The following is a 23,152-nucleotide window of genomic DNA, read 5'->3' as shown; positions in this document are numbered from 1 at the left end:
CTACTTAATTTTTCACGATTTCGACGACTTTGCCCCGCACAATATAAATCGTTATCGCATTCCCGTTCTTGAATTCGGACATTAGCATCGTCCTCGTACCTTGGTGAACGTATACTTGAGGATGCAAATCGTACGTATTACTCTCGCTCAACGATGGTCTAGCAACATACAATGTGGTCGAGTTGTGATTGTTGTACGTTTTGCTGATTCCAGGAATGATCTCAATAACGGCTTTGCCGCTCTCATCCACCCGCACTTCGACACGATCGTCCGCTTTGATCGAAGACAGCGAACCGACGACGGAATTGTTCCTCACGACCGATGGAGCCGCTGCGAAAGTTCTCGTAACCGTCGTGCCTGCATTCGTCAACAGTTCGACCGAGTTTGCCGCAGCGTTCACGGACGTCACTTTTCCGTAGGTGACCGGATACGCTTTGATCTTGACCGGCGTTCTGCCTTTGAATGTCACATTAAGCAGCTTGGTGTTTAATTGATTCAATGCGTTCAGACTGATCGGGTTGTCGTTCTCGTCCACAAGGGACAGCAGCGTCGTATTCAGGCTCCATTCTTCGAACACGCCGTCGGACCGTTTCGCGCGAACCTTGTTCAGCGACAGATCCACTTTTTCCAGTTCAAACTGTACTGTTTTCTCTACTTGGACGGCAATGACCGTATCCTGCGTATTGTAATCCATCAGCGCCGTAACTTTGTCTCCGACGCGAATATCAAGATAGCTCGTCGAGGACGTTCCGTAGATTTCAGCCGAGAAATAGTTCGGATAAGGCAGTACGACCTCATTCTTATTGTCCAGCTGCAGCTTAAGCGTCTTGGCCGACAGGTTGTTCTCCAGCACTGTGCCGGAGTACTGGGAAACGACCGAAATGTAAGCCGCGTTCGAGTTGGTGTAGCCTACGTTAATTTTCTTGCCTTTGATGATATATTTTACCGCATCTTTCTTCGTGAGAACTGTTCCATTCAGATCGAACCGGGTCGTCTCGGTGAGAATAAGCGGAACCTTCTTGTTCGTGGAATCGGTCACGATCAGAATGTCGTTATCCAGGTCGGCGGAAAACACCACCGCTCCGTTCAGGAAGTTGACGGAACGACTCGTAATTGTGATGATCGCGACTTTGCCGCTGTCGTTCAGTGTCATAGATACTGTATCGCCCGGGAACAAGTCGTTCAATGTTACATTGGACAGTCCTTCAAGCTTGACAGTGACATTATCCGCCAGCTCCTGGACCTCGAGTTTCCCGTTCACCCGATACTGGATCGTTTTCGTTCCTTTGTCCAGCAGGTTTACAGTACCTACGATCGGAGGCTGAACCTTCTTCGTCACCGTAATGCTCGTCACCGAGCCCATCTTCACTTCATAGGAAATGGCATCGCCGGCGACAAGCTGATCCAGCGTCAAATTCGTGCTGTTATGTTTAACGACTACATTCGCATCGATAGGATATGATTCCGATTCGCCTGCTGCATCCTTAACTTGCAGGGTCAAGCCGCTTACATTGACAGCTTCAACCGTACCTGTGCCAGACTTGTTCGTAACCGCCTTGTTCACCGTTAGTGACAGGAGCTTGCTCTCAGTCGCCACATCCACGCCTAGCGTCACAGGCACGTTAACGGGAAGATCGGCGATCGTAAGCGATTTGCCGTTAATATCTTTGATCGTTAAAGCTTGCGCATTGTAGGAAACGCTTTTAGGCTCCCCGTCGATCGAGACGGTCAGCTTATTTTGCGCTTCGGATACGAGCAGCAGCGTTCCTTCGATATTTTTCACCTTCGGCGTTTCGCTTGTCTGCTCGACATATCCGACCGTTCCGTCGGTATTGCCGATCAGAATCACTTCGCCGTACAGCTTTAAAGCAGAAATATTGGTCGTCTGTTCCGAACCGAATCCGTAGACAAAAGAGGATGAGCTCAGCGTGTAGCTCTTCACGACGCCGTCGGAATGAAGCAGCGTCAGTTTGCTGCCTTCCACTGCGGTTAGCGCTCCGGATACTTGCCCGGAGTAGGCGACGTCGACTTGGGATTGCGCGCGGCTGAACAGTGTGGATGCCATCTCTCGCGTCACCGATGCCGTCGGATCGAACTTGGTCGCCGTAACGCCGTTAACGAGTCCGAGCGTCGTTGCAACGCTGACGTAGCCTTTCAGGCCGGCGTCGATCTGCCCGTCGTCGCTGAACGAAGTCGCTTTGTCCGCGACATCCTTGGCTGCCTGGTCTTTGCCGATGGCGCGCACGAGCAGCTTGGCCATCCATTCGCGCGTAGCGGGGCTGCTGCCCCACTCCTTGCCGCCGTCTTTTTGAACCAGTGCGATTTCTTCCTGGAGATTCAAAATATTTTTTTGTACCGCAAGTTTTATGTAAGGTTTGTAGTCGTCTTTAATGACCAGATCGCTTGGAAAAACAAGAGGATCGCCGACCTTCACTTCGTTCTCGACGCCCATAAATCGGATCGCGATAATAACCGCTTCCTGGCGCGTCACTTTATTGGCGGGGCTGAACATGCCTGCTTGCTTGCCCGTGCCGCCCTTCAAAATGCCTTGCATAGCCAGCTTCGTAATATGCTTCTCCGACCAGCCCGGCTTAACGTCCGTGAAAATGGAAGCGGCCCATACGGCCTTACTTGTGTAGGAGACCCCCGATAACACCAGCGATGCGGCAAGTAAACCGGTAACGCCTTTCGATAACCCCTTTTTCATCGTCAACCTGTCCCCTCTCCCAAAATATGCGCATGCCGGCCCCTGATTCGGGGCCGGACGGCTTATTGCAAATTCAATTGCATTTTGATTCCCGTCGCGATTGCTTCGGCGACGCGGTTTTGTAGCTCTTCAGTCCACAGCTGGGGCTCGTCGATGCTGCTCGACAAGTAGCCTACTTCCAGCAAAATGGCCGGCATCGTCGTCTTCGTCGTTACGGCGAGGTTGACGGAGTGCTTCTTGAAGCCGTTGTCCTTCAGCCCCGTCGACGGAGCGAAAACGGAGTGCATCAGCTCGGCGAACGCCTTGCTGTCTGCGCGAGTATAATAGGTTTCCGTGCCGTTCGTTTTCGGAGAGGTGCTGCTATTCGCGTGTACGGAAACAAAAATGTCCGCCTGAAGCGAATTGGCCAGCGTATATCGATCCGTCAGCGTCGGGTACGTATCGCCTTCGCGCGTCATAATCAGCTTAATCCGCTCTTCTCCCGCGAGCAGCGCTTGCACTTTCAGCACGACAGCGAGATTAAAATCCTTCTCCGAACGCTTCGTAATGCTGATGGCGCCCGGGTCGCTTCCGCCATGCCCGGCATCGAGGACGACGGTGTACAAAGACTTGTCTTCCGGCGGGCGCTTAAGCGCAATGGTAAGAACGCCGGCGCTCGGGTCGTTGTGCAATTCGTAATCCCATGCTTGATTCAAATCGAGCACGAATCTTGGCGCTTTCGTATCCGTGCCGAACATCGAATAACGAATCGATCGCAGCGCCTCGTGTCCTTCAATCGGAATATTGCCTTCATTAGCCGCGGCAAGATCGACCGCAGGCACGAATTCCGGAGAGTAAGCTCCGCCCGAGATATCGATCACAATGCGTTTCGGGCCATCCAGCTTGAAGTCGCGCGGAACGATCAGTCCGTCGTATTTCAGCACGACCGATTCCGTTCCGGGATCGTAATAGATTTCGTTTAACGTTCCCGTTACGACGGGAGGGACGACCGTGCCCGGCGAAGATCCGTTCCCCGAACCTTCCGCGCCTTCGACCGGGTCGACGACTCCGATCAGGCCGCCATCGGAAGGATCTGTCGGCTTGCTTCCGCTCCCATTTTCGGGATCCGGCTTCGAAGGCGAATATAGGAATACGGATTTAATTTGATTATCCCAGAAAACCTGGACGTCCAAAGATTCGCCAAGAAATCTTAAAGGGATAAGAGTAGTGTTGGATTGGATTAGCGGCGGTTTTGTCATCTCTACGGGGGTTCCGTCCAAATAGGCCGTAGGCTTGTCCACCGTCATGACGAGTTCCTTCTTGCCGTTCGATACCGTCACCTGTTTCTTACGGTTGTCGTAGTCCACCTTGTATCCCAAATTTTCGGTCGCGATGCGAACAGGCACCATTACCGTGCTTTTCAGGAGAAGGGGCGGAACTTTAGGCTCTAATTCCATGCCGTCCAAAATTAATTTGGGTGTCGGCGTCTCCGCTTTGGCGGCGTGCGCCATGCCCGAACTCAGAACCAGCATGCCGGCGACGACAAACAACAGGGAGAGCCACTTCTTCATGCTTCACCTCGATGTCTAATAGATTTGCGAACAAGGTCGATTTATGTAAGCTTACGAGCGGTTTGTCCACGAATCATTAGACGTATAAAACGAAGAAAAGTTGCGTAACCGAGGAAAAAAAGACCCTTTGTCCCGAATTTTGCCGAATCGGTGACAAAAGGTCTTTCTCCTGCCGTTTACTTCGTCCGCAGATTCGGCGTTATACGACCGCGCTTGCGGCGCGTTTTTGCTCGTAGGCCGTAATGGCAGCTTCGTGCTGCAGCGTAAGACCGATGTCGTCCAGACCTTGCAGCAGGAAGTTGCGGCGGTGAGCGTCGAGCTCGAACGGAATGTTAAGTCCGTCTTCGTCGGTAATGACCTGATTTTCCAGATCGACGTTCAGCTTGTAGCCTTCCTTCGCTTCCGTGCGCTTGAACAGGTCGTCGACTTGCTCCTCGCTCAGCTTGATTGGCAGAATGCCGTTTTTGAAGCAGTTGTTGTAGAAAATGTCGGCGAAAGACGGCGCGATCACGCAGCGGAAACCGTAGTCCAGAATGGCCCAAGGCGCGTGCTCGCGGGACGAGCCGCAGCCGAAGTTGGCGCGGGACAGCAGGACGGATGCGCCCTGATAGCGGTCCTTGTTCAGGCTGAATTCAGGAATGACGTTGCCCTGCTCATCCCATCTCCATTCGAAGAACAGGAATTGGCCGAACCCGCTTCTTTCGATTCTTTTCAAAAATTGCTTCGGTATAATGGCGTCCGTATCTACGTTAACCCGGTCAACCGGGGCGACAAGTCCGTTCAGTTGTACGAATGCTTCCATGTTGGTGGTTCCTCCCCTTACGCCGTCACTTCGGCTTTGAAATCCCACTTGCGCACGTCGACGAAACGGCCTTGGATCGCAGCCGCAGCCGCCATCTCCGGCGATACGAGGTGCGTGCGCCCGCCGCGGCCTTGACGGCCTTCGAAGTTGCGGTTGGACGTCGATGCGCAGCGCTGTCCCGGTTGAAGCACGTCGGGGTTCATCGCGAGGCACATGCTGCAGCCTGCTTCGCGCCATTCGAAACCGGCTTCGGTAAAGATTTTATCCAAGCCTTCCTTCTCGGCTTGCAGCTTGACACGTCCCGAGCCCGGAACGACGATCGCAGTTACTTGAGAGCTGACTTTGTGACCGCGCGCTACGGATGCCGCAGCTCGCAAGTCTTCGATCCGTCCGTTCGTGCAAGAACCGATAAATACATAGTCGATCTCGATATCGGTCATCGGCGTGCCCGGCTTCAGTCCCATGTACTCGATCGCGCTCTTAGCGGCTTTGCGCTCGTTCTCGGTTGGCAGTTCCTCCGGAACCGGCACGGAATCGGTAATGCCCGTACCCATGCCAGGGCTCGTGCCCCAAGTCACTTGCGGAATCAACGACTCTACGTCGAAATCGAGAGTCAAATCGAACGTTGCGCCTTCATCCGTGCACAGCGCTTTCCACTGTTCAACCGCTTTATCGTATGCTTCGCCTTGCGGAGCGTACTCGCGGCCGCGCAAGTATTCGAAAGTCGTTTCGTCCGGAGCGATCAGACCGGCGCGAGCGCCGGCTTCGATGGACATGTTGCAGACGGTCATCCGCTCTTCCATCGACAGCTCGCGAATCGCTTCGCCCGTATATTCCATAACGTAGCCCGTACCGAAGTCCGTGCCGTATTTGGCGATCAGACCGAGAATCATGTCTTTAGCGGTAATGCCCGGCTTGCGCTTGCCGTTAAAGCGAATGCACATCGTTTTCGCTTTGGCTTGCTGCAAGCATTGCGTCGCCATAACGTGTTCGACTTCGCTCGTTCCGATACCGAACGCCAGAGCGCCGAATGCGCCGTGAGTCGATGTGTGGCTGTCGCCGCAGACGATCGTTTTGCCCGGATGGGTCAAGCCCAGCTCAGGTCCCATAACGTGAACGACGCCTTGGTCGATCGTGTTCAGGTCGTACAGCTTGACGCCGAACTCTTTACAGTTTGCCGTCAGCGTGTCGACCTGCTGCTTGGAGATCGGATCGGCAATGTTGAAGCGGTCTTTGGTCGGAACGTTGTGATCCATTGTCGCGAACGTCAATTCCGGACGTCTCACCTTGCGGCCGGACAGGCGCAGTCCCTCGAACGCTTGAGGGGACGTAACCTCGTGCACCAGATGGAGATCGATATAGAGAATGCTAGGCTTCCCTTGTTCGGCTACGATCTCGTGGTTTTCCCAAATTTTCTCGAACATCGTCTTTTTGCTCATTTGTTGTCACCCCAAAAGTTCTCTTTAACTTGCTCTTATCTTAACATTTCGTCTATCATTGTTCCAAGATATAATTTCTATAAGGTTAATAGTTCCAGACTATAGGAGGGCCGCCATATGGAGTTCCGACAATTGCAATACGCCATCCAGATCGCACAGGAAAGAAACTTCTCGCGCGCCGCGGAGAAGCTTCATATCGCGCAGCCGTCGCTCAGCCAGCAGCTGTCCAAGCTGGAAAAGGAGCTTGGCGTGCTGCTGTTCAAACGGAGCACCAACTCCGTCGAATTGACGCATGCAGGCGACGTATTCGTCAAAAAAGCGCAGCAAATCGTCGATATGGCCGACCAGCTTCGCCGCGAAATGGAGGATATCGCCGACATGCGCAAAGGCCGTCTCGTCGTCGGCAGTCTGCCGATGACCGGCGCTCATGTGCTGCCGCATGTGCTCCCCGCTTTCCGGGAGGCATATCCGAACATCGAAATTGTGCTGATCGAAGAGACGACGCGGCAGTTGGAGCAGTTAACCGCCAGCGGCGGGACCGACGTCAGCTTGCTGTCGCTGCCGCTGATCGAGCCTTCGCTCGCCTATCTTCCCGTCATCGAGGAAGTCATCTGCCTAGCCGTTCCACCTGACCACCCGCTGGCACAGTATCGTGATAAAGCTGTCTCCGTCTCCCAGTTGAAGGACGAACCGTTTATTTTGCTGAAGAAAGGTCAAGGCTTCCGTCTGATCGCTCACGACATGTGCGCCGCAGCCGGCTTCGACCCTCGCATCGTCTTCGAGAGCGCCAACATCGACACCGTTCAGGCTCTGGTCGCCGCGGGCATGGGGGTCGCCTTCCTGCCGAAGATGGTAACGCGCAGCGACTGGCAGGGCCGTGCTCCGGTCTACTTAAGGCTGGAAGGCAATCCAACGCGTACGCTGGTCATCGCCTATCGTAAGGGAAGATACCTGTCCAACGCCGCCGAAGCGTTCATCTCCACTTTCCGTTCTACGATCGACAAAATCGACTTGGGAAAATGACTTGGGGAAATAGTGTACAATTGTGCAATCGGCGACGGGGGAGCGGCAGTATCGACGGCGAGGGCTCATAACGGCCTGTGGGGCCGTTATGCGCACCATCCACACGTTTTCCGAACCTTTAACGATCTGCCAGACCGTTATACGCACCATTCACACGTTTCCCGAGCCTATAACGGTCTGCCAGACCGTTATACGCACCATTCATACGTTTCCCGAACCTCTAACAGTCTGCCAGACCGTTATACGCACCATCCACACGTTTCCCGAACCTTTAACGGTCTGCCAGACCGTCCCTCGCACCATCCACACGTTCCCCGAACCTCTAACAATCCCCCGAGCCAGCCAGCTCAATTGTACAAATGCGGTCTGCGATCGGAAAATACCGGAATGCGGCCGCGCACCTCGTCGACAAGCGCCAAGTCGACGTCGGCGACGACAATCGTCTCCTCTTCGCCTGCTTCGACAAGCACTTCGCCCCACGGATCGATGACCATCGAGTGGCCGAAGAAGCTCGCTCCGCCGCTCTCGCCAACCGTATTGCAAGCGACGACGAACATCTGGTTCTCGATCGCTCGCGCTTGCAACAGCGTTCTCCAGTGATGCAGCCGCGGATGCGGCCATTCCGCCGGAACGATCAGCAGCTTCGCCCCGCCAAGCGCCAACTTGCGTGCAAGCTCGGGAAAACGAATGTCGTAACAGATCATCGCCGCTGCCGGAATCCCTTCCAGTTCGAACGCTCCCGCCGTGTCTCCCGATTCCAGGTGCAGATGCTCGTTCATTAGCTGGAACAGGTGAATTTTGCTGTATTCGGCAATCGCTTCTCCCGTTCGGTCGAATACGTGGAGCGTGTTCGTGACTCCGTCGCCGCGAAGCTGCGCGATCGATCCCGCCAGCACGACGATGCCATGACGTCGACAGAAGTCGGCTACAACCCGCTTCGCGCGCTCCCCGTCCGGGTCCGCCAGCTTGCGGATTTCCGTTAAAGCATAGCCCGTATTCCACATTTCCGGCAGCACGATCAAATCCGGTTTCGGCTTAAACGCAGCGGCTTCTTCCAGCTTCGCCTCCATTTTCGCGAAATTCGCTTCCGTATTCCCCGCTTCTATATTCATCTGAACTAGCGCAATCCGCAATTGACTCACCGCTATTCACTCCACTTCGACAATAGACTTATGTCCTTCATCGTACTGTATCCTCCCCGTTCCGGCAACAAATTCGGATCATTTCACACTATTCCCACCCGTAATATTTGAATTATTTTCTCGAAAACAGCCCGAATCCGTTGCCGAGCCGTTTCCATTATGCTACATTCAACCTATCCTATTTCAAGCATGACGGAGCGTGACGATTGAGCATGAGTTTTAAGATTACTCCGGCGAAGCGGATGCAAGCTTTGCCCGAACAGTTTTTCGCCGCACTGGTCGCCAAAGCGAACGCCCGAGCGGCAACCGGCAGCGATGTCATCAATCTCGGACAGGGCAATCCCGATTTGCCTACTCCGCGCAATATCGTGGAACGACTGAAAACCGCTTCCGAAAATCCTTTGTACCACAAATACCCGCCTTTTCGCGGGTTTGCGTTCCTGAAGCAGGCCGTCGCCGAGCGTTACAAAGCCGATTACGGCGTCGAGCTTCATCCGGAGACAGAGGTCGCCGTTCTGTTCGGGGGCAAATCCGGTCTCGTCGAAATCAGCCAAATCTACCTTGATCCGGGCGACGTGTGCCTCGTTCCCGATCCGGGTTATCCGGATTACTGGTCGGGCGTCGCGCTGGCCGGCGGAGAAATGTGCTTCATGCCTCTAAAGGAAAAGAACGGCTTTCTGCCCGACTACGATGCGGTTCCGTCCGGCGCTCTCGACCGGGCCAAGCTGATGTTCCTCAACTATCCGAACAACCCGACGGCGGCAACGGCAACGCCCGAATTTTACGAGCGAACCGTCGCATTCGCGCGCAAGCACGGCATCGTCGTAGCCAGCGATTTCGCCTACGGCGCAATCGGCTTCGACGACCAGCGTCCGGTCAGCTTTCTGGAAACGCCGGGGGCCAAAGAAGTCGGGGTCGAATTTTATACCCTGTCCAAAACTTACAATATGGCGGGTTGGAGAGTCGGCTTTGCCGTCGGCAATGCGGCCATCATCGAGCAGATCAACCTGATCCAGGACCATATGTACTGCAGCCTGTTCGGCGGCATACAAGAAGCCGCCGCTGAGGCGCTGACCGGTCCGCAGCAATCCGTCAGAGAGCTGGTGGCGACTTACGAAAGCCGGCGCAACGCTCTTTACGCGGCGTTGGACGAGATCGGCTGGATAGCTCCGAAGCCTGCAGGCTCTTTCTTCTGCTGGCTGCCGATCGCCAAGGGACATACCTCGATGTCATTCGCCAATCTGCTGCTTGAACAGGCGGACGTCGTCGTCGCTCCCGGCTCCGGATTCGGCGATAGCGGCGAAGGCTACGTCCGGCTCGGACTGTTGACGAGCGAAGAACGGCTGCGCGAGGTGGCGGCTAGAGTCGGACGGCTCGGGCTGTTCTAATCCCGCCCCTCCCGCCCTCATTCCTTTACAACCCTTGCAGCGCATGGTATTCTTAGGTTATTCGAGCGCCGGGGCGACCGGCGCGATTATAGCAACGCCATGACGGGAAACGAAGCGAACCCGGGCACGCGCAGAGAGCAAGTTCCTTGGCTGAGAGAACTTGCCTTGCCCCCCGCCTCCCCCATCCCCGAGCGGACGGCGACGAGCCGGACAGCGCCCGCTGTTATCGGGAGCATGAGAGGACGGATGCCTCTGTATTCTGGCGCCGTCAACGAAGGTGGTATCGCGGAAGTTAAGCTTTCGTCCTTTACGGGGCGAGAGTTTTTTTTATGGCTGGATAAGGGGTTGAACGTATGAGCAAACGTATCGTAGTCAAAATAGGCAGCAGCTCCCTCACTTCCGAGCAAGGCGGATTGAACCGCAATCAGGTGAAGTTTTTTGCCGACGAGCTGGCGTCGCTGCACGCGGAAGGTCATCAGGTGCTGCTCGTCACTTCGGGGGCAATCGCGGCGGGCTTCCGCCGTCTGGGATACGCGACAAGGCCGAAGCTGGTGCATGAGAAGCAGGCCGCCGCTGCCGTAGGCCAGGCGCTGCTGATGCAGGCCTATCAGGAGGCGCTGGGCGCAAGCGGAATCGCCGCCGCGCAAATTCTGCTCACCCGGCCGGATTTCAGCAATCGGGGCCGAGCGCAGAACGCTACCCGCACGATCGAGGAGCTGCTGAAGCAACAAGCGATTCCAATCATTAACGAGAACGACACCGTCGCCGTCGACGAAATCAAATTCGGAGAGAACGATTCCCTCTCCGCGCTGGTCGCCAATCTGGTCAAAGCCGACGGCTTATACATTCTGACCGACATGGACGGACTGTACACCGGCGATCCTCGCAAAATGCCGGAGGCTGTTCGGATCGAGAGCGTCGACACGCTCACCGAGGAGCTGTACCAAATGGCGGGAGGAGCCGGCTCGTCGGTCGGCACCGGCGGCATGCGATCCAAGCTCGACGCGGCTCGCATCGCCATGCGCGGCGGCGTTCCCCTATTCGTCGGACGGGTGTCGGAGTCCGGCGATCTGCAGGCTGCGGCAGCCGGACGGGGCAAGGGCACTTATTTCGTGCCTGCCCTCCACTCGCTGTCCGCGAAGAAGCATTGGGTCGGGTTTCTGTCCGATCCGCAAGGAAAAATTATCGTCGACGGCGGAGCCGAAGACGCGCTGCTCAACCGGGGAAGCAGCTTGCTTCCCGCAGGCATTACGGCGGCGGAGGGCGATTTTCATCCCGGCGAAGTCGTCGAGGTCGTCGGCAGCGATGGTCGCGTGCTGGGAAGAGGCATTTCCAACTATGCCCCTTGGCAGATCACCGCCGTCGCAGGCTTATCCACCGACGAGGCGCGCAAGCGCGTCGACGTCGCCCGCATCGAAGTCATCCATCGCGACGAATGGGTCGCAGCTACGATCTTAAAGGAGGCGCATGCAAATGAGTGAAGTGATAACGAAAGCTAGAGCGGCACGCGAAACGACTACGGCATTAAACAATCTGACAACCGCGCAGAAGAACGAGGCGCTGCTGCTGATCGCGGACGCGCTGATCGCAGCGCAGGAGCGGCTGCTTGCCGCCAATGAGGAAGATATCGTCCGCGGCCGGGAACAGGGCACGTCCGAATCGATGCTCGACCGGCTGAAGCTGACCCCGGAGCGGCTGCAAGGCATCGCCCAAGGCGTTCGCGAGGTCGTTGAGCTGCCTGATCCGGTCGGCGAAACGCTGCACCGATTCGAGCGGCCGAACGGGCTGCATATCGAGCAGCGCCGCGTGCCTCTGGGCGTCATCGGCATGATCTACGAATCGCGCCCGAACGTCACCGTCGACGCCGCGTCTCTGTGCCTGAAAACCGGCAACGCCGTCGTGCTTCGCGGCGGCTCCGCCGCGCTTTCCTCCAATCGCGCCATTATCGCGGTAATGAGAGAAGCATTGTCCCGCTCCGACCTGCCCGAAGACGCGCTTCAATTGATCGAGGACTCCGACCGCAAATCGGTCGACGAAATGCTGAAGCTGAACGGGCTGCTGGACGTCATTATCCCGCGCGGCGGAGCGTCGCTTATCCGCAATGTCGTGCAGAACGCGACGGTTCCCGTCATCGAGACCGGCGCGGGCATCTGCCATACGTATGCGGACGAGAGCGCCGATTACGCCATGCTGGCGGCAATTGCCCTGAATGCGAAGGTGCAGCGCCCGTCGGTGTGCAACTCCATGGAGACGTTGCTGCTGCACGAGTCGTTCGCGGCCAAGCATCTTGCGGCGCTCGCCGACAAGTTCATCCAATCCGGCGTCGCCCTGAAGGGCTGCGAAGCTTCGCGCCAGATCGTTCCGACAATCGAACTCGCAACAGAAGAAGACTTCGCCACTGAATACAACGACTACATTTTGAATCTGAAAATTGTAAAAGATGTAGACGAGGCGCTCGCCCATATTCGCAAGTACGGCACACAGCATTCGGAATGCATCGTAACGGAAAACGCGGAGAACGCCGACCGCTTCCTGCAGGAAGTCGACGCCGCCGCCGTCTACCACAACGCCTCCACCCGCTTTACCGACGGATTCGAATTCGGTTTCGGGGCGGAGATCGGCATCAGCACGCAGAAGCTGCACGCGCGCGGCCCGATGGGATTGCCTGCCTTGACCTCCACGAAATACCGCGTCGTCGGAACGGGCCAAATCAGAGCTTAGGAGCTGTAAATAAGATGACGAATTCAACCTCATCCCCTTTGCGGGGAGTTCGACTTTGCTTTTACGGTGCCGGCTCGATGGCGGAAGCGATTTTGCGCGGGCTGGTCGAGCCCAAGCTGGCCAAACCGGGCAGCATCTCCGTCATGAACCGGCAGAACGCCGAGCGTCTTCGGGAGCTGTCCTCCCGCTACGGCGTCGTCCCTGCCGATACGGACGACATGAAAAGCGCCGCTCTAACGTCCGCCGACGTCGTCGTGCTCGGTATGAAGCCGAAGGACGCCGCCGGAGCGATCCGCGCGCTTAAGCCGCTGCTTCGTCCGGACCAGCTCGTCGTCTCGCTGATCGCCGGTCTGTCCATCTCCACGATTCATCAGCTGCTTGGCCGGGAGCAGCCCGTCGTGCGCACTATGCCGAATACGTCCAGCACAATTGGACTCGGCGCAACGGGCATCAGCTTCTCCGAAGGCGTCTCCGCGGAGCGTCGCGAATTGGCGCTGACGATGTTCGGCGCGATCGGCATGACCGCTGTCGTCGAAGAGCCGCTGATCGAAGCGGTTAACGGCGTATCCGGCAGCGGTCCGGCCTACGTCTACTACTTAATGGAAGCGATGATCGACGCCGGCGTAAGGCTCGGCCTGACGCCTGAAGCGGCGAAGGCCCTTACCGTTCAGACGGTTAGGGGAGCGGCCGAGATGGTGCTCGTCACTGACGAAGATCCGGAGCAATTGCGCCGCAAGGTGACGTCTCCGAACGGAACGACCGAAGCGGCCATCCAAACGCTGGAGCGGTTCGAGTTTCGCGATGCGATGATCCAGGCCATCGTCCGCTGCGCGGAAAGAGCCCGCGAGATGGGCGACTCGATCCGGGAAGAGGCCGCTAAACTTTGATTTGCACGGAAAGAAGGTTGATCTCGAATGAATCTATCCCAATCCTATAGCTTGGCTACTTACCGTCTGCATGACGACAAGGCCGATTTCGCCAAGAAAGCTCAGGGCATCGCCGTCGGCCTGACCGTCGGCAGCTGGACCGAGCTTCCGGAAGCGGCCAAGGAGCAAATGCAGAAACATCTCGGCCAAGTCGTATCTATAGACGCGCACGAGCCTGAAGGGGCGCAGCCGGGCGAACGTTATGCCGACATTACGATCGCCTACCCGGACGTTAACTTCAGCCGGGATATTCCCGCGTTTCTGGTGACCGCGTTCGGCAAGCTGTCGATGGACGGTCGCATCAAGCTGATCGATATTGCGCCGTCCGCCGATTTCCTGAGCGCATTCCCCGGGCCGAAATTCGGCATTCAGGGCGTGCGGGATTTGCTCGGCGTTCGCGACCGTCCGCTCGTGATGAGCATTTTCAAATCCGTCATCGGCCACGATCTCGCCAATCTTCGCGAGCAATTCCTCCAGCAGGCGCTGGGCGGCGTCGACTTGATCAAGGACGACGAAATATTGTTCGAGAATCCGTTGACTCCGTTGGAACGCCGCGTGGAAGCGTGCGTATCCGCCGCCCGCGAAGCGGAGCGGACGACCGGACAGAAGCTGATCTATTTCGCGAACTTAACCGGATCGACCTTCGAGCTGAAGGCGAACGCCAAGCGCGCGATTGCAGCCGGAGCGAACGGCCTCTTATTCAACGTGCTCGCCTACGGCTTCGATGCGCTGGCCGAGCTGGCCAAGGATCCGGACATCAACGTCCCGATCGCCGCCCATCCCGCCATGGCGGGAGCATTCTATCCGTCGCCTCACTACGGCATCTCCGCGCCCGTTCTGCTCGGCAAGCTGATGCGGATCGCCGGGGCGGATCTGTCGCTCTTCCCTTCCCCTTACGGCTCGGTCGTCATGCCGAAGGCGGAAAATCTCGCTGTGATGGAGGCGCTGCTGACGTCCGAGTTGCCGCAGAAGCCGTCGTTCCCGGTTCCGTCCGCAGGCATTCACCCAGGACTCGTCCCGCTCATTATGGGGGATTTTGGGCCGGAGGTCGTCGTTAACGCCGGCGGAGGCGTGCACGGCCATCCCGGAGGAGCGGCTGCCGGCGGACGCGCCTTCCGTCAGGCGGTAGATGCAACCAAAGCGGAAATCCAACTGGAAAAATACGCTGAAAATCACGAGGAATTGCGCATCGCGATCGAACGCTGGGGGGTACGCACATCTTGAACGGCACGACAGCCAGATTCCCGCGTCAGCCGGTATTGTTCTGCGACTTCGACGGAACGATCACGCTTAACGACAACATTATCGCCGTCATGAAGCATTTTAACCCGTCGGGTTGGGATGCGATCGTACAGGATATTATTGCCGACGCCAAGTCGGTCAAACAGGGTGTGGGCGAAATGTTCGCACTGCTCCCCTCTTCCATGCAACATGAGGTCAAAGACTATATTTTGACAAACGCAGGCATTCGTCCGGGCTTCGCCGAGCTGCTCGCCTGGTGCAAGGCGAACGAAGTGCCGTTTTACGTGACGAGCGGCGGCATCGACTTTTTCGTCCATCCGCTGCTGGAGCCGTTCGGCATTCCGGCCGACCATATTTACTGCAACGGCAGCGATTTTAGCGGAGACCGCATCCGAATTACGTGGCCGCACGACTGCGACGAGCATTGCGACAACCGCGGCCGCTGCGGGATGTGCAAAACCGCCGTCATCCGCGGTTTTCCGGCAGATCGCTACTATCGTATTCTGATCGGAGACAGCGTTACCGATTTCCCCGGAGCGAAGATCGTCGATCTCGTTTTCTCACGCTCCCATCTGACGGACAAATGCCAGGAGCTGGGTCTTCCTCACCTGCCGTTCGAGACGTTCCACGACGTCATACATCATCTGGAGCAAGGGGGCTTGCGCTCATGAGCTTCGCGGACATTACGACCGAAGACAAACGCCGCGTGCTGGGCGAATTTACCGAGGTGAAAGCGGAGTTCGCCTCGCGCGGTTGGTTTGCAGGCACGGGCGGCAATCTGTCGATGCGTATCGGCCCCTACTCGTCCGAGCGTTTTTATTTCGCCGTCACGGCCAGCGGCAAAGACAAGACGCGCTCGACGCCGGAGGATTTTCTATTCGTCGACCAGGACGGCAAGCCGTGCGAGGCGACGGCGCTCAAGCCTTCCGCCGAGACGTCGCTGCACCGCGAAATTTACCGACTGACGGGCGCCGGCGCCATTTTCCATATCCATAGCGTGTTCAACAATATCGTCTCCGAATGGTTCTGGGAACGACGCGCCGTGCCGATTCAAGGGGTAGAGCTGATCAAGGCGTTCAATATCTGGGAGGAGGACGCGCGAATCGACGTGCCGATTCTCACCAATTACGCCGACGTGCCCCGCATCGTTCCGGAAATTACCGAACGGTTAGATCCTCGCGTACCCGGCCTGCTTATCCGCAAACACGGCATCTGCGCTTGGGGCAAGGACGCCTTTGAGGCGAAAAAGCACCTGGAAGCGTTCGAGTTTCTATTCGAGTACGTGTACCGCTGGGAACTGCTGAATAGAGGGAAGCCCTAAGAGGGACCCCTTGCAACTGGTATCAACGAGGCACAAATGGCTTTGTAACGAGCATAAGGCCACTCGTGAAACGGCCCGTCGGGATGCAAGAGACAGAGACCCTGTCAAGCACTCAAACTTCCTTCCGTAAGAGTCTCGCAGGCCCTTAGAGTGGATCGATTTGCCGAATTTCCGTGCATAAGGGTCTCACAGGCACTTAGAGAAGATCGATCTCTCAAATTTCCGTGCATAAGGGTCTCACAGGCACTTAGAGAAGATCAAGCGCTCGAACTTCCTTGCGTAAGGGTCCCGCAGGCCCTAAGGGAAGATCGAGCACTCGAATTTCCTTGCTTAAGGGAGTTCATCTACGCGAATTAGTCAGCCATAGAAAAATCCGCTTCCACATCTGCCCCAAGCAGTCGGAGAAGCGGATTTTCTTTTACGTTCGATTTAGCGGCCCGAGCGGAACTTCTGCGCGTGGTCGCGAGCCTCCTCAACGTTCGTGACACGATTGCGATTCCATTCGAAAAGAATCCGGTCGATATAGCGAAAGCTCAGCTTACCCGCAAACACCGATTCCTTCAGCGCAAAGCGGATCAGTTCCTCCGGATACTGGTCCTGGTCGAGCCAACTGTTCATCGTCTCGAACTCCATCGGCGTCAGCGGGCGGCCGAATTCCTGCTCGAACAGCGTAAACAGGCTGCCCGCCACCGGAGCCAGTGTCGGACGCGCAGACTGTCTGTCGCGGGCCGCAGCGGCCTCTTCCTCTTGTCCGCCCCGAAGCGGCAGCTCGCCGGCCGACAGCAAAGCTCCGATCTCGTAGTAAAGTCCGGACAGGTTGTAACGCTCGGATTGGACGCCGCTTGCCGGATCGAACACTTCGTCGATCGAGACGAAGCCGAGCTTCATCAGCTTCTGCAGCGTCTGACCGACAAGCGACGGCGAGCAGCCCAATCTTTCCTGAAGCTGCTCTATCGTCGGAAAATCGTTCAGCTCCAACTGGCGGTACGCGATCAGATGCAGAAGCAGCATCGTCTCCGTATCGTTCAGTTGAAGCGCTCTGTAGGTGCGAAGCAAGGCGTACGGAACGCTGACGGCTCCGTCCATGTAAGCCTCTGCCATTCCTTTGGCTAAAGAGCTGCGATCATTCATCCTTCGGTCTCAACCCCTTGGCCGACCAGCTTGGTGAGGACGAGCCGGTACGTATCTCTGGCAATCAGCAGCTCTTCGTTGGTCGGAACGACCAGCACGCTGACCGCGGAATCGTCGGTCGTAATTTTACGAGGCTCCGGGGAACGGATCGCATTTTTCGCCTCGTCAAGCTGTACGCCGAAAAACGTCAGCCGCTCGCACACCGCCTTGCGCAGTACGTCCGAATTTTCCCCAACGCCGGCCGTGAAAATGATCGCATCCGCTCCATCCATTGCCGCAATGTAAGCTCCGATGTATTTGCGAATCCGATAAGTGTACATATCGAAAGCAAGCTTCGCGTTGTCGTTGCCGTCGTTCATCGCTTCGACGATCTCGCGCATGTCGCTGCTGACGCCCGAGATGGCAATCAGTCCGCTGTGCTTGTTCAGCATCGAATTGACCTCGTTCAACGTCAGCTCTTCCTTGTTGATCGTATACGGCACGACGGCCGGATCAAGGTCTCCGCTGCGCGTTCCCATCATCAGCCCCTCCAGCGGGGTCATGCCCATGCTCGTATCGAACGATTTGCCGTGCAAAATCGCGGTGCAGCTCGCCCCGTTGCCGATATGGCACGTAATCAGCTTAAGCTGTTCAAGCGGCTTGCCCAAATACTCCGCCGCGCGTTGGCTAACATAGTCGTGCGACGTCCCGTGGAAGCCGTAGCGGCGAATTTTATGCTTGCGGTACAGCACGGTGGGAATGGCGTACAAATACGAGGTAGGCGGCATCGACTGATGGAACGCCGTATCGAACACGACTGCCTGCGGCACGTGCGGCAAGTTTTCTTCAACCGCGGCGATGCCCATCATATGCGCCGGATTGTGCAGCGGAGCCAGGTCGAACAGCCGACGAATTTCCAGCTTGACCTTGGCGTCGACCAGCACCGACTCGCTGAACGATTCGCCGCCGTGAACGACTCGATGGCCGACCGCCTGAATGTCCGAGATGTTCCGCAGCACGCCGAACTTCCGGTGCGTGAGCATGTCCAACACTTTTTTGACCGCTGTCGTATGATCGAGAATTTCGCTCACTTCCCGTACTTCCGGCTGATGCGCGACCTCGTGCGTCAGAATCGAGGAGTCCATGCCGATCCGCTCCACCCGCCCCGTCGCTATGGCCGTTTCCGTCTTCATGTCGTACAGTTGGTATTTGAGCGAGGAGCTTCCCGCGTTGATGACAAGAATGTTCATGACAGCCGATCACCGTCCTTGTTGTACTTGAAAAATCCGATTCCCGTCTTGATGCCGAGCTGACCTGCGCGCACTTTTTTCTTAAGCAAAAATGAAGGCCGATATTTCAGCTCGCCGTATTCCCGGAACATCCGTTCCAAAGCGGCCAACACCGAATCGAGTCCGAACCTGTCCGCCATCTCCAATGGTCCGTGCTCGAAGCTGTAGCCCATGCTCATCGCGTCGTCGATATCTTCGGGAGAGGCCACGCCCTCCTCCAGCACGTGCAGCGCCTCGTTGATAAGCAGGCAAATCAGCCTTGTCGTTACGTAACCCGGCGACTCGTACACCATGACGCCCTTTTTGGATAAAACATCGTCGACAAACGACTTGGTCTTGGCGAACGTCTCATCGGAGGTTTGCAGACCGCGAATAATCTCCACAACGTCGATTCGGAATGCCGGATAAACGAAATGCATGCCGATGACGCGCCCCGGATATCGGCTTGCGCCGGCAAGCTCGGTTAAGCTCAATGTCGACGTATTGCTTGCCACGATCGCATCCGGAGTCAAAATATCGTCAATCTGCCGCATCACTTCTTTTTTGCTGTCGAGATCTTCGCTGATCGTTTCGATGACCAGATCGCATTTGGCCAGATCGTGCAAGGAGGATTCCATATGTATTCGGCTTAGCGTCAATTTCTTCTCCGCCGCCGTAATCGCCCATCTCTCGAGCTGACGATCCAAGCTGGTCTCCAGCATTTCCCTTGCCTGCTGAAGCTTCTCCGGCGTCTTCTCCACCAGGTAGACGTCCAGTCCTTTCACCGCGAGCATCTCGGCAATGCTCTGCCCCATCGTGCCTGCTCCTACAACGCCAATGACTCTAAACATGCTTATGTCCCTCCACCCGGTTGCAGCGATTATTTACTCGCTTATATATAAGAATAAGATGATCGCACCCGTTCCGCATTGAAAAATCTCACATTTCGGAACATTTTATCGGGTACTCTCATCTTATCATATCCGATTCAGTGTGACGAATCAGAGAACCATTCGGTAAACCATTGCTTCCACGTATTTACGTAATTCTCCTGAATCGCCCATTGTACCATAACGATCGATTCATTCGGGGCAAGATCGATTGTCACGGAGCTTCTCTCCGCTTCCGGAAGCCGATGCGCCACAAGCTTCAGTTGGTCGTCCGAGACGATAAGAGCGACGTCGCCGTCCTTGGAAGTATATGCGTCGACCGCATCGGGTTCAATGCGCTCCACCTCGGCCCAGTCGATCGTAAGCGGCTTGTCTTTGACCACCTTTGTGTTCGTCAGCGAGACGTCGACCGACGGCCATTGACGTATTTGCGCCACGTCGTAGACGCCGGATGTTTTGACCGCCTGTTTGGCCACCCAAGCGTTGTTTTCCCGGACGACTGCCCATCTCTCGACCTGAGCGACAGGGTCCTGGGTTTCGAGCGCCTCGCCCAGCGAAACGTTCCCCGCAGTCAACGCATCGGGATTGGCCGCCCGGTTGGCCAGCGTCGGAAGCTGATTGACCACAACTTCGCTCTGCTCGACCTTCGCTCCCTTGACGTCGATGTTGGTCGTCTGCAAAATCGAAACGTACTTATCTCCCGCATAAAGCAGCTTTTCCGTTCTTCTCAGCTGCGCGGCGTCCGTGTCTTTTTGCTTGGACCTCTTGCCCTCCAAGTAAGCGACCAGCCGCTGATCGCCTTTGCCGAGCGAATCGTCCGTCGCTTCGATCTGATAGAACTTTGTTCCATAAGGCATCCAAATTCCGTTCCCGCTGCCGATCTCTATCAGCCGATCGTTCTCGGGTGCGACGACGACCGTCCGATAGCTGCTTCGCCTGTTATCCTCGTCCTTGCGCAGCCCGATGACAACCGCGGAATGAGGCGTCTTGTTCGTTTCGTCCTCATCCTCAACAGCCGAGGAAGCCGAAGCTTGCCCAGTCGGAACGGCGAGCTCCTGACTCTTCTCCGCGCCGTCAAAGCTTCTCCAGCTCCATAACGCGCCGATTACGATCGCAATGAAGAGAAACGAAGCGCTAATGACGCTTAATCTGAGGAAGGAAGGCCGCTTCGCCCCCCGCCTCGGGTTGTCCAAATTATCGTTGATTTTCCTCCGCAGATTCTCATCGAACCCGCTTCGGGAAAACGGACCGCTGCTTAGCTGTTCGAATAAATCTTTATCGTCCATTGCGGTTCGCCTCCTTCATTTTGGCTAGCTTCTGACGGGCGTGGAACATTCGCGATTTGACGGTTCCCTCCGTCACGTCCAATATTTGCGCGATCTCCTTCAAGGACATCTGATGATGAGCGTATAGTATGATAACCTCCCTGTACTTCTTGGGCAATTCGAGCACCATGGCCCACATGTCGCTAACGGCCGATTTCTCCATGACGTCCTGCTCCACGGAATGCCGCTGCCCGTAATCCTCGACGAAGTCCGACAGCGTCACCTTGCGGAAAAAAGCCGATCTCTGAAAGTCGATCGCAGTGTTGCGGGTAATGGTCAGCAACCAGGTTTTGACAGAGGCGTCACGACGAAAAGCATGCATATTGCGAAAAACTTTAATAAACACTTCCTGCGTAATGTCGTCGGCGAGATCCCACTTGCGGGTTATGCTGTAAGCGTAATTCCAAACCTCCTTGCCGTAGGCGGTCATCAGTTCGTTCAGCAACCCCTTGTTATCGTCGCTTTCAACCATATATTTTAGGAAATCGAAATTGCGTTCAGACTCCAATCTTGCCACCTCTAATCCGTTAGACGATTCATAAGCTCACCAGGTTCAATGCTAACATATTTTTTGATGAATTTCCTTCTCTTGAGGAAAAGAAAACGGCGGGAAGCTCCTCCTGCTCGGAAGCTCTTCCCGCCGTTCATTTTCGGTTATACGATCAAGCTTTGAATTGTTCGCGCAGCGACAGGCTAAGATCGTTAAGCTTCGCAACTTCCCGATCGACTTGACGAGCGGATTCCGTCTGTTCGCCGCTCATGCCCCTCAGCGACTCCATGGCCGCCATTTCTTCTTCGATAACGGCGGAGATGCGAGTCATTTCGCCGCTTACGTTCCCTGCCTCCTGCCTAATATCGGTCATCATTCGGTTCAAATTCAAAATAAACTCGAGTACCTCGCGCAGGCGCTGCCGCAATTGCTGGAACTCGGCCGCGAACGTCTCCATGTTGACGGCGGTTTGCCGGATCGCTTCCTGTCCTCGTTCGACTTGGCCCACGCTCGTCTCGCTTTCTTGCCGAATGGCCGCAATCATCGACTGAATATCGTCCGCGGCGCCGCGGCTTTGATCCGCCAGTTTGCGAATTTCGCCAGCCACAACGGCGAAGCCTTTGCCTTGCTCTCCCGCTCTTGCCGCTTCGATCGATGCGTTCAAAGCGATCAGGTTCGTCTGATCGGATACTTCGCGAATTTTATTGACCATGCTCTGAGCCTGAGCCGCCGCCTGCTGCAGATCGTCCATCGACATCACAATGGAAGTAACCGCCTCAACTACGCTCTCGTTCTGCTCGCGAATGGCCAGCACCGACTCGTAATTCGAAGTTACCGCCTGCTCGGTCGCAACGGCGTTAAGCTTCATTTCCTCGAACGCGAAGAAAGCGCTCTGAACGGAGCCGTTAATCCGCTCCAAATTGCTGTCCATTTGCTCGAGCGATATCAGCTGATCCCGCAGCCCGCCCGTCACTTCGTCAAAGGAATGGCGCATCGTTTCATTCGCACGAACGTTGATCTCGGATTTGTCGGACACTGTCTCGGAGGTCGAGCGAATTTGTTCGGACAGCTTCTCGATCTGGTTGATCAGCTGAAACAGGCGCTCCTCCTTGGTTCTCTTCTCCGCCTCCAACTGCGTAGTTATCTTTCTCTTGGATACAATCTGCAGAGACGTCGCACAGGACGTCAAAATTAGAAACAGCGCATGAATAACCAGCATCAGGAACGGGTATGAATCCGTTCCGAACACAAGCTGGGGACTGAGAAAGAAGCCGGCGAGATGTTGAACGGCGAATAGCGTCGTCATTAGAACCATCAAACGTATATCTTCATAATAAGCCGCCATCGCAAGCACCATAAAGATGGAGAAATGAAATTCGACTCCGCCGCCGCTGCCGCTAATAATCGCCATGCTCGAGAAGGTAAGCGTTAGCGTATTAAGCCAAGGCAGGTAGGGATGCTCCCGATTTTGCCGAAAGCAATAGAGAGCGAAAGCCAGCAATCCGAACGGAACAAGCACCAAAATCAACTGCCCCCAAAAAATCGCGGGCGTTATTCCGAAACCGGAGCCATGTCCTCCAGCGTGATCGCGAAAAGGGTCCAACTGTCTCGTGATCGCAAAAACTACCGCGCCAAGCGCGGCTGCAGCGGCGGACAATCGCAGCATCAGGTCGTTTTTTTTATCTTGCATGACTTATTATTCATCCTTTCACCGATACATCCTCAACTCTTATTTATACATTATCGTTCTGAAATTTTTCTGAAAGCGGCGCAAAGAACCCCAGCCTCCGAGAATTACGGATACTGGG

At 56.1% G+C, this 23,152-nt stretch carries 19 protein-coding genes; 8 read left to right on the top strand and 11 right to left on the bottom strand.

Going from position 1 to position 23,152, the window contains the following annotated elements; translation table 11 throughout:
* Nucleotides 1–4: 4 nt before the first annotated feature.
* From DFP98_RS30985 to leuC, 4 genes are all read right to left on the bottom strand, one after another.
* The gene (locus tag DFP98_RS30985) at nt 5–2,707 is read right to left on the bottom strand and encodes an S-layer homology domain-containing protein (protein ID WP_147310305.1); all 2,703 of its coding nucleotides are present in this window, start codon (nt 2,705–2,707) and stop codon (nt 5–7) included.
* A 62-nt stretch (nt 2,708–2,769) separates the two neighbouring features.
* Nucleotides 2,770–4,257, bottom strand: coding sequence for an N-acetylmuramoyl-L-alanine amidase family protein (locus tag DFP98_RS30980; protein WP_116064503.1), 1,488 nt, complete (start codon nt 4,255–4,257; stop codon nt 2,770–2,772).
* Nucleotides 4,258–4,456: 199 nt separating this feature from the next.
* The gene (gene leuD, locus DFP98_RS30975) at nt 4,457–5,059 is read right to left on the bottom strand and encodes a 3-isopropylmalate dehydratase small subunit (RefSeq protein WP_116064502.1); all 603 of its coding nucleotides are present in this window, start codon (nt 5,057–5,059) and stop codon (nt 4,457–4,459) included.
* A 17-nt stretch (nt 5,060–5,076) separates the two neighbouring features.
* Entirely contained in the window at nt 5,077–6,498 is a 1,422-nt protein-coding gene (leuC, locus tag DFP98_RS30970) for a 3-isopropylmalate dehydratase large subunit (protein WP_116064501.1), read from the bottom strand.
* 117 nt (nt 6,499–6,615) lie between these two features.
* Between leuC and DFP98_RS30965 the strand changes: the two genes are divergently transcribed.
* Nucleotides 6,616–7,521: a LysR family transcriptional regulator gene (locus tag DFP98_RS30965; protein WP_116064500.1), complete on the top strand. Its 906-nt coding sequence runs from the start codon at nt 6,616–6,618 to the stop codon at nt 7,519–7,521.
* A 347-nt stretch (nt 7,522–7,868) separates the two neighbouring features.
* Here the strand turns inward: DFP98_RS30965 and DFP98_RS30960 are convergent, their stop codons facing one another.
* Nucleotides 7,869–8,669 (bottom strand): carbon-nitrogen family hydrolase, encoded by an 801-nt coding sequence (locus DFP98_RS30960; protein WP_425455565.1) that lies wholly within the window; start codon nt 8,667–8,669, stop codon nt 7,869–7,871.
* 206 nt (nt 8,670–8,875) lie between these two features.
* On the opposite strand from DFP98_RS30960, the gene DFP98_RS30955 reads away from it, so the two are divergent.
* From DFP98_RS30955 to mtnB, 7 genes are all read left to right on the top strand, one after another.
* Complete coding sequence (locus tag DFP98_RS30955; RefSeq protein ID WP_116064527.1) at nt 8,876–10,051, top strand: pyridoxal phosphate-dependent aminotransferase; 1,176 nt, start codon at nt 8,876–8,878, stop codon at nt 10,049–10,051.
* Between the two features lie 353 nt (nt 10,052–10,404).
* Nucleotides 10,405–11,532: a glutamate 5-kinase gene (gene proB / locus DFP98_RS30945; protein ID WP_116064498.1), complete on the top strand. Its 1,128-nt coding sequence runs from the start codon at nt 10,405–10,407 to the stop codon at nt 11,530–11,532.
* Nucleotides 11,525–12,772, top strand: a complete 1,248-nt coding sequence (locus tag DFP98_RS30940) for a glutamate-5-semialdehyde dehydrogenase (protein WP_116064497.1) — start codon at nt 11,525–11,527, stop codon at nt 12,770–12,772. The genes proB and DFP98_RS30940 overlap by 8 nt, the downstream gene beginning before the upstream one ends.
* Before the next feature lie 14 nt (nt 12,773–12,786).
* The gene (proC, locus tag DFP98_RS30935; RefSeq protein WP_116064496.1) at nt 12,787–13,659 is read left to right on the top strand and encodes a pyrroline-5-carboxylate reductase; all 873 of its coding nucleotides are present in this window, start codon (nt 12,787–12,789) and stop codon (nt 13,657–13,659) included.
* Between the two features lie 27 nt (nt 13,660–13,686).
* Entirely contained in the window at nt 13,687–14,922 is a 1,236-nt protein-coding gene (locus tag DFP98_RS30930) for a 2,3-diketo-5-methylthiopentyl-1-phosphate enolase (protein WP_116064495.1), read from the top strand.
* On the top strand, nt 14,919–15,611 hold the full coding sequence (locus DFP98_RS30925) for a 2-hydroxy-3-keto-5-methylthiopentenyl-1-phosphate phosphatase (RefSeq protein WP_116064494.1): 693 nt from the start codon (nt 14,919–14,921) through the stop codon (nt 15,609–15,611). The genes DFP98_RS30930 and DFP98_RS30925 overlap by 4 nt, the downstream gene beginning before the upstream one ends.
* Nucleotides 15,608–16,261: a methylthioribulose 1-phosphate dehydratase gene (mtnB, locus tag DFP98_RS30920; protein WP_116064493.1), complete on the top strand. Its 654-nt coding sequence runs from the start codon at nt 15,608–15,610 to the stop codon at nt 16,259–16,261. The genes DFP98_RS30925 and mtnB overlap by 4 nt, the downstream gene beginning before the upstream one ends.
* 429 nt (nt 16,262–16,690) lie before the next feature.
* On the opposite strand, the gene DFP98_RS30915 is transcribed toward mtnB, so the two are convergent.
* The 6 genes from DFP98_RS30915 to DFP98_RS30890 all read right to left on the bottom strand — a co-directional run bounded on the left by DFP98_RS30915 (nt 16,691) and on the right by DFP98_RS30890 (nt 23,034).
* Nucleotides 16,691–17,392, bottom strand: a complete 702-nt coding sequence (locus DFP98_RS30915) for a DnaD domain-containing protein (RefSeq protein WP_116064492.1) — start codon at nt 17,390–17,392, stop codon at nt 16,691–16,693.
* A complete protein-coding gene (locus DFP98_RS30910) occupies nt 17,389–18,621 on the bottom strand; it encodes an acetate kinase (RefSeq protein WP_116064491.1) in 1,233 nt (410 codons plus the stop codon). The genes DFP98_RS30915 and DFP98_RS30910 overlap by 4 nt, the downstream gene beginning before the upstream one ends.
* Nucleotides 18,618–19,490, bottom strand: coding sequence for a 3-hydroxyacyl-CoA dehydrogenase family protein (locus DFP98_RS30905; RefSeq protein WP_116064490.1), 873 nt, complete (start codon nt 19,488–19,490; stop codon nt 18,618–18,620). The genes DFP98_RS30910 and DFP98_RS30905 overlap by 4 nt, the downstream gene beginning before the upstream one ends.
* A 137-nt stretch (nt 19,491–19,627) precedes the next feature.
* Nucleotides 19,628–20,815 carry a hypothetical protein gene (locus tag DFP98_RS30900; RefSeq protein ID WP_116064489.1) on the bottom strand — a complete coding sequence of 396 codons (1,188 nt, stop codon included), beginning with the start codon at nt 20,813–20,815 and terminating at the stop codon, nt 19,628–19,630.
* Complete coding sequence (locus DFP98_RS30895) at nt 20,805–21,371, bottom strand: RNA polymerase sigma factor (RefSeq protein WP_342772522.1); 567 nt, start codon at nt 21,369–21,371, stop codon at nt 20,805–20,807. Before DFP98_RS30895 ends, DFP98_RS30900 begins: the two co-directional genes overlap by 11 nt.
* Before the next feature lie 145 nt (nt 21,372–21,516).
* On the bottom strand, nt 21,517–23,034 hold the full coding sequence (locus DFP98_RS30890) for a methyl-accepting chemotaxis protein (protein WP_116064488.1): 1,518 nt from the start codon (nt 23,032–23,034) through the stop codon (nt 21,517–21,519).
* Nucleotides 23,035–23,152: the final 118 nt, after the last annotated feature.

The organism is Cohnella phaseoli (genome assembly GCF_003386235.1).
Lineage (GTDB): Bacteria > Bacillota > Bacilli > Paenibacillales > Paenibacillaceae > Cohnella > Cohnella phaseoli.
Note: the sequence above shows the minus strand (reverse complement) of the source record. Positions and strands in the feature narration are given on the sequence as shown.

Bases quoted from the DNA above. Each gene is read 5' to 3' on its own strand.
- DFP98_RS30985 (WP_147310305.1), bottom strand. From the start codon at position 2,707: ATGAAAAAGGGGTTATCGAAAGGCGTTACCGGTTTACTTGCCGCATCG.
- DFP98_RS30980 (WP_116064503.1), bottom strand. From the start codon at position 4,257: ATGAAGAAGTGGCTCTCCCTGTTGTTTGTCGTCGCCGGCATGCTGGTT.
- leuD (WP_116064502.1), bottom strand. From the start codon at position 5,059: ATGGAAGCATTCGTACAACTGAACGGACTTGTCGCCCCGGTTGACCGG.
- leuC (WP_116064501.1), bottom strand. From the start codon at position 6,498: ATGAGCAAAAAGACGATGTTCGAGAAAATTTGGGAAAACCACGAGATC.
- DFP98_RS30965 (WP_116064500.1), top strand. From the start codon at position 6,616: ATGGAGTTCCGACAATTGCAATACGCCATCCAGATCGCACAGGAAAGA.
- DFP98_RS30955 (WP_116064527.1), top strand. From the start codon at position 8,876: ATGAGTTTTAAGATTACTCCGGCGAAGCGGATGCAAGCTTTGCCCGAA.
- proB (WP_116064498.1), top strand. From the start codon at position 10,405: ATGAGCAAACGTATCGTAGTCAAAATAGGCAGCAGCTCCCTCACTTCC.
- DFP98_RS30940 (WP_116064497.1), top strand. From the start codon at position 11,525: ATGAGTGAAGTGATAACGAAAGCTAGAGCGGCACGCGAAACGACTACG.
- proC (WP_116064496.1), top strand. From the start codon at position 12,787: ATGACGAATTCAACCTCATCCCCTTTGCGGGGAGTTCGACTTTGCTTT.
- DFP98_RS30930 (WP_116064495.1), top strand. From the start codon at position 13,687: ATGAATCTATCCCAATCCTATAGCTTGGCTACTTACCGTCTGCATGAC.
- mtnB (WP_116064493.1), top strand. From the start codon at position 15,608: ATGAGCTTCGCGGACATTACGACCGAAGACAAACGCCGCGTGCTGGGC.
- DFP98_RS30915 (WP_116064492.1), bottom strand. From the start codon at position 17,392: ATGAATGATCGCAGCTCTTTAGCCAAAGGAATGGCAGAGGCTTACATG.
- DFP98_RS30910 (WP_116064491.1), bottom strand. From the start codon at position 18,621: ATGAACATTCTTGTCATCAACGCGGGAAGCTCCTCGCTCAAATACCAA.
- DFP98_RS30905 (WP_116064490.1), bottom strand. From the start codon at position 19,490: ATGTTTAGAGTCATTGGCGTTGTAGGAGCAGGCACGATGGGGCAGAGC.
- DFP98_RS30900 (WP_116064489.1), bottom strand. From the start codon at position 20,815: ATGGACGATAAAGATTTATTCGAACAGCTAAGCAGCGGTCCGTTTTCC.
- DFP98_RS30890 (WP_116064488.1), bottom strand. From the start codon at position 23,034: ATGCAAGATAAAAAAAACGACCTGATGCTGCGATTGTCCGCCGCTGCA.